The 3,565-nt window shown below is 34.6% G+C and carries 5 protein-coding genes; all 5 read right to left on the bottom strand.

Annotated elements, in window-relative coordinates; all coding sequences use genetic code 11:
- Positions 1-119: 119 nt before the first annotated feature.
- Complete coding sequence (locus tag HGC4_RS17815; RefSeq protein ID WP_050711492.1) at positions 120-611, bottom strand: glutathione peroxidase; 492 nt, start codon at positions 609-611, stop codon at positions 120-122.
- Positions 612-623: 12 nt separating this feature from the next.
- Positions 624-1,124, bottom strand: a complete 501-nt coding sequence (tpx, locus tag HGC4_RS17810; RefSeq protein ID WP_050711491.1) for a thiol peroxidase — start codon at positions 1,122-1,124, stop codon at positions 624-626.
- Positions 1,125-1,200: 76 nt separating this feature from the next.
- A complete protein-coding gene (locus tag HGC4_RS17805) occupies positions 1,201-1,836 on the bottom strand; it encodes a nitroreductase family protein (protein ID WP_050711490.1) in 636 nt (211 codons plus the stop codon).
- Between the two features lie 64 nt (positions 1,837-1,900).
- Positions 1,901-2,338 carry a MarR family winged helix-turn-helix transcriptional regulator gene (locus HGC4_RS17800; protein WP_050711489.1) on the bottom strand — a complete coding sequence of 146 codons (438 nt, stop codon included), beginning with the start codon at positions 2,336-2,338 and terminating at the stop codon, positions 1,901-1,903.
- A 199-nt stretch (positions 2,339-2,537) separates the two neighbouring features.
- Positions 2,538-3,476, bottom strand: coding sequence for an alpha/beta hydrolase (locus tag HGC4_RS17795; protein ID WP_050711488.1), 939 nt, complete (start codon positions 3,474-3,476; stop codon positions 2,538-2,540).
- Between the last annotated feature and the right edge of the window lie 89 nt (positions 3,477-3,565).

Below are 3,565 nucleotides of genomic sequence, written 5' to 3'. Positions count from 1 at the left end.
ACTAAAATAACACCTGTAAAACAACGTAGGTTAATCTATAAAATGCAGAGATGAAATATAGATATAAAATAAAGGGGTATATAATATAAAAAGGGCAAGCATAGTGCTTACCCTTTTTATTATTTTCCTACTAAAATCATTTTAAGAATATCAGCTTCCAGTGATTCAGGCTTAGATATAGGACTAAATCGCTTGACTGTTTGCCCATCCTTATCAATGAGAAACTTTGTGAAGTTCCACTTTATTCCAGAAAAGAGAAAACCTCTCGCTCTTTTCTTTAAAAACTGATAGATAGGAGCTGCCTCTTTACCATTTACATCAACTTTTTTCATCAAAGGGAAAGTAACACCATAGTTCAGTTCACAGAATGAGGCTATCTCAGCATCAGCCGCCGGTTCCTGATTTGCAAATTGATTACAAGGAAAACCTAATATCACCAACCCTTCATCCTTATACTTCTGATAGAGGTATTCGAGACCTTTGTATTGAGGTGTAAAACCGCATTTACTAGCTGTATTCACAACCAAGAGCACTTGTCCTCGATATTGAGCAAGATCAACATCCTGTCCGTTATTTCCTTTGACTATAAAGTCATAAATAGTAGTAGGCATAAGCTTTATATTTTATTTCAAAATAGTTAAAGCAGCCTCGTAGTTAGGCTCATCTTTGATTTCGGGAACAAGTTCTGTATGCACTACTTCTCCCTCTGGATTTATTACAACCAATGATCGTGCAAGTAATCCCTTCAATGGACCATCTACTAACAATACTCCATAATCGCGAGCAAAAGCTTGATCTCTGAAAACAGAAACTGGAATAACATTTTCTATACCTTCTGTTGTGCAAAATCGACCTGCTGCAAATGGAAGATCAGCCGAAACAGCTAATATTACAGTATTAGATAGGCTTGCAGCTTCTTTATTAAATTTTCTTACCGAAGCAGCACAAGTACTTGTGTCTAAGCTTGGGAAAATATTAAGAATAACATTTTTACCTTTAAGATCAGATAAAGATAATTCTGATAAATCTTGTTTTACTAATGTAAAAGCTGGTGCTTTCGATTTTACTGATGGTAAATTTCCAATTGTATTTACCGCTTGACCGCCTAATGTAATTTGTGACATTTGAGTTATTTTTTAATTGTGAATATAATTATAACGCAGAAACAATCTGCATCTTATTTTTTAAGTATCCGAAACCTTATTTTATTTCGATAATAAACTCAGATTGAGGATGTCTTGCCTTTTTCATCTTAACTAACCAATCATTAGACTCGTCTCTGTAACCTAATGGTAGAAGTGTAACACTTCTCAACCCTTGCTCAGAAAGATTTAACAATTTATCTACAGCTTCGTTATCAAACCCCTCCATGGGTGTTGTATCTACCTTAAGCTCGGCAGCCATAGCAATAGCGTAAGCAAAAGCAATATACGACTGGCGTGCTGTATGTGCAAAATTCTCTTCTTGGGGACGAGTCAAATAAAGCGATTTGAGGCGATCCGTATAATCTTTATATCTATCAGCCGGTTGTTCTCTTGCTCCGGTAGTGATACCATATATATGATCTATTCTTTCTTCGGTGTAATTATCCCACGCAGCAAAGACCAACAAATGAGAACAATCTGCAACTTGTTGTTGTCCCATAGATATAGGCACTAGTTTATTTTTCAACTCTTGGTTAGTTATAACAATTACCTTGAAAGGTTGTAATCCCGATGAAGTTGGAGCCAATCTGGCTGCTTCTACTATTTGATCTACTAATTTTTGATCTACTTTTTTAGAAGCATCAAACTTCTTTGTGGCGTATCGCCATTTTGCTTGTTCTAATAAACTCATTTTATTTTTAATATAATGTAAGACGTTTTATAATAGTACTCCAGATGTATTTATCTCTCCTAAATTACAGTTTGCATTTAGAGGTTGTCAACAATATACGCTTCAGTTGCTCACGTAATGCAATCAATTGCTCATCCTCCGTTTCTAACTGCTCTTTTATATGCATTGGAATATCTTCGGCTTGTAACCTAAGCTCCTCCCCTTTTTCCGAAATCAGAATATCTACAACCCTTTCATCCACGCAAGAACGTTTTCGTGAAAGTAGTCCGTTAGATTCCATGCGTTTCAATAAGGGAGTCAGCGTTCCACTATCAAGCCAAAGTAATTCACCTATACACTTTACACTAGCCGATTTATGCTCCCACAGAACCAGCATAACCAGATATTGAGGATACGTTAAACCCAATTTATCCAGATAAGGTCTATATAAAGCTGCTATCTGCCTTGCTAAAGCATATATAGGAAAGCATACTTGATTTTCGAGTTTTAAATATTCTGTCATTACCTACTAATTATTTAATTTTACAAAATTAGATTGCACACAACCAAAATAAAAATATAATACGTTAAATATTACAAACCACGTCTATGATTATATCTATACTTACATACACCATATCTATATAACAAGATAACTAAATGAAAAAGATGAAGATATCCATTAGACACCTTCATCTCTATATTTCCTGAAAAACTCTATTTTACTTGTACAAATTCTTAGTAGTCATAACCGGACCAGGCTTTAAGCTTGCATCATTCAATTTCACCTCCATTTGCCAAGGCTTTTTATCAAAAATATATTCATCAATAAACGATATAATTTGATTGTGATAGATAACCATTGGAGATTCAGCAATTTCATGCGAAAGCCCTTCAACAGTAAAAAAACAATAGGAATATCCTTTCTTCTTGAATTTCTTTGCTAATGACTTCGAACCAAAAAGACCTTTTCTAAAAAAACGCTTTGAAGCATAGGGCACAAGAATATCTTTATCTCCATGAAAGAACAAAGTAGGAGCTGGTGCTACCTTATAGTTAGGTGTTCCCTCTTTGCTTGCAATAGCTCCTGCAAATGCTAATACGCCGCTATATTGAAAATCAGCAGGTAATACCTCTGAACCTGAAAGAGCATTTCTTTTTACATAATCGGACTGAAGCACGGTAATAGCTCCTGCACTCGATCCACTAATCATAATCAACTCAGTATCTATATTTAATGCCTTGGCATTATCGAGCAAATATTTAGTTGCACTGAAAAGATCTTCTACTGCTACATCAACAGCATGATACATAGGCTCGGTATTTGTGACAGATGGAGCTTTCTTAATGCCTCTTAAGCCAAGTCGATAATCTATAGAAACTACCGTAATACCCTTTTCCGCTAAAACTGTAAAATAATCGTTATACTGCTTACTATCTCTTTTTCCAGTAATAAAACCGCCTCCAAACACGAATATCATACATGGCTGCACTACATTAGATTGAGACTTCAGTTTATATATATCCATTTTTAGATTTGAAGTGTCTTTTTTTGCGAAAACTTTGGTCGATTTTTCAATAGTAGATGGAATATCTTTACTAAAAGCTAAATAGGGTAAAAACACCAAAACAAGAACGAGAACAAATAACTTTGAATTCATAGGGCTAATCTTTACAATAATTATATCTATAACGATCAGGATTTAAAATTGTTGACAAAAGAACAAGCTATCTTCAAAGAACATTATTA

Source organism: Dysgonomonas sp. HGC4 (genome assembly GCF_001261715.1).
GTDB lineage: Bacteria > Bacteroidota > Bacteroidia > Bacteroidales > Dysgonomonadaceae > Dysgonomonas_A.
This window is presented reverse-complemented; position numbering and strand designations above follow the sequence as displayed.

Coding starts and splice junctions, on each gene's coding strand:
- HGC4_RS17815 (WP_050711492.1), bottom strand. CDS start 611: ATGCCTACTACTATTTATGACTTTATAGTCAAAGGAAATAACGGACAG.
- tpx (WP_050711491.1), bottom strand. CDS start 1,124: ATGTCACAAATTACATTAGGCGGTCAAGCGGTAAATACAATTGGAAAT.
- HGC4_RS17805 (WP_050711490.1), bottom strand. CDS start 1,836: ATGAGTTTATTAGAACAAGCAAAATGGCGATACGCCACAAAGAAGTTT.
- HGC4_RS17800 (WP_050711489.1), bottom strand. CDS start 2,338: ATGACAGAATATTTAAAACTCGAAAATCAAGTATGCTTTCCTATATAT.
- HGC4_RS17795 (WP_050711488.1), bottom strand. CDS start 3,476: ATGAATTCAAAGTTATTTGTTCTCGTTCTTGTTTTGGTGTTTTTACCC.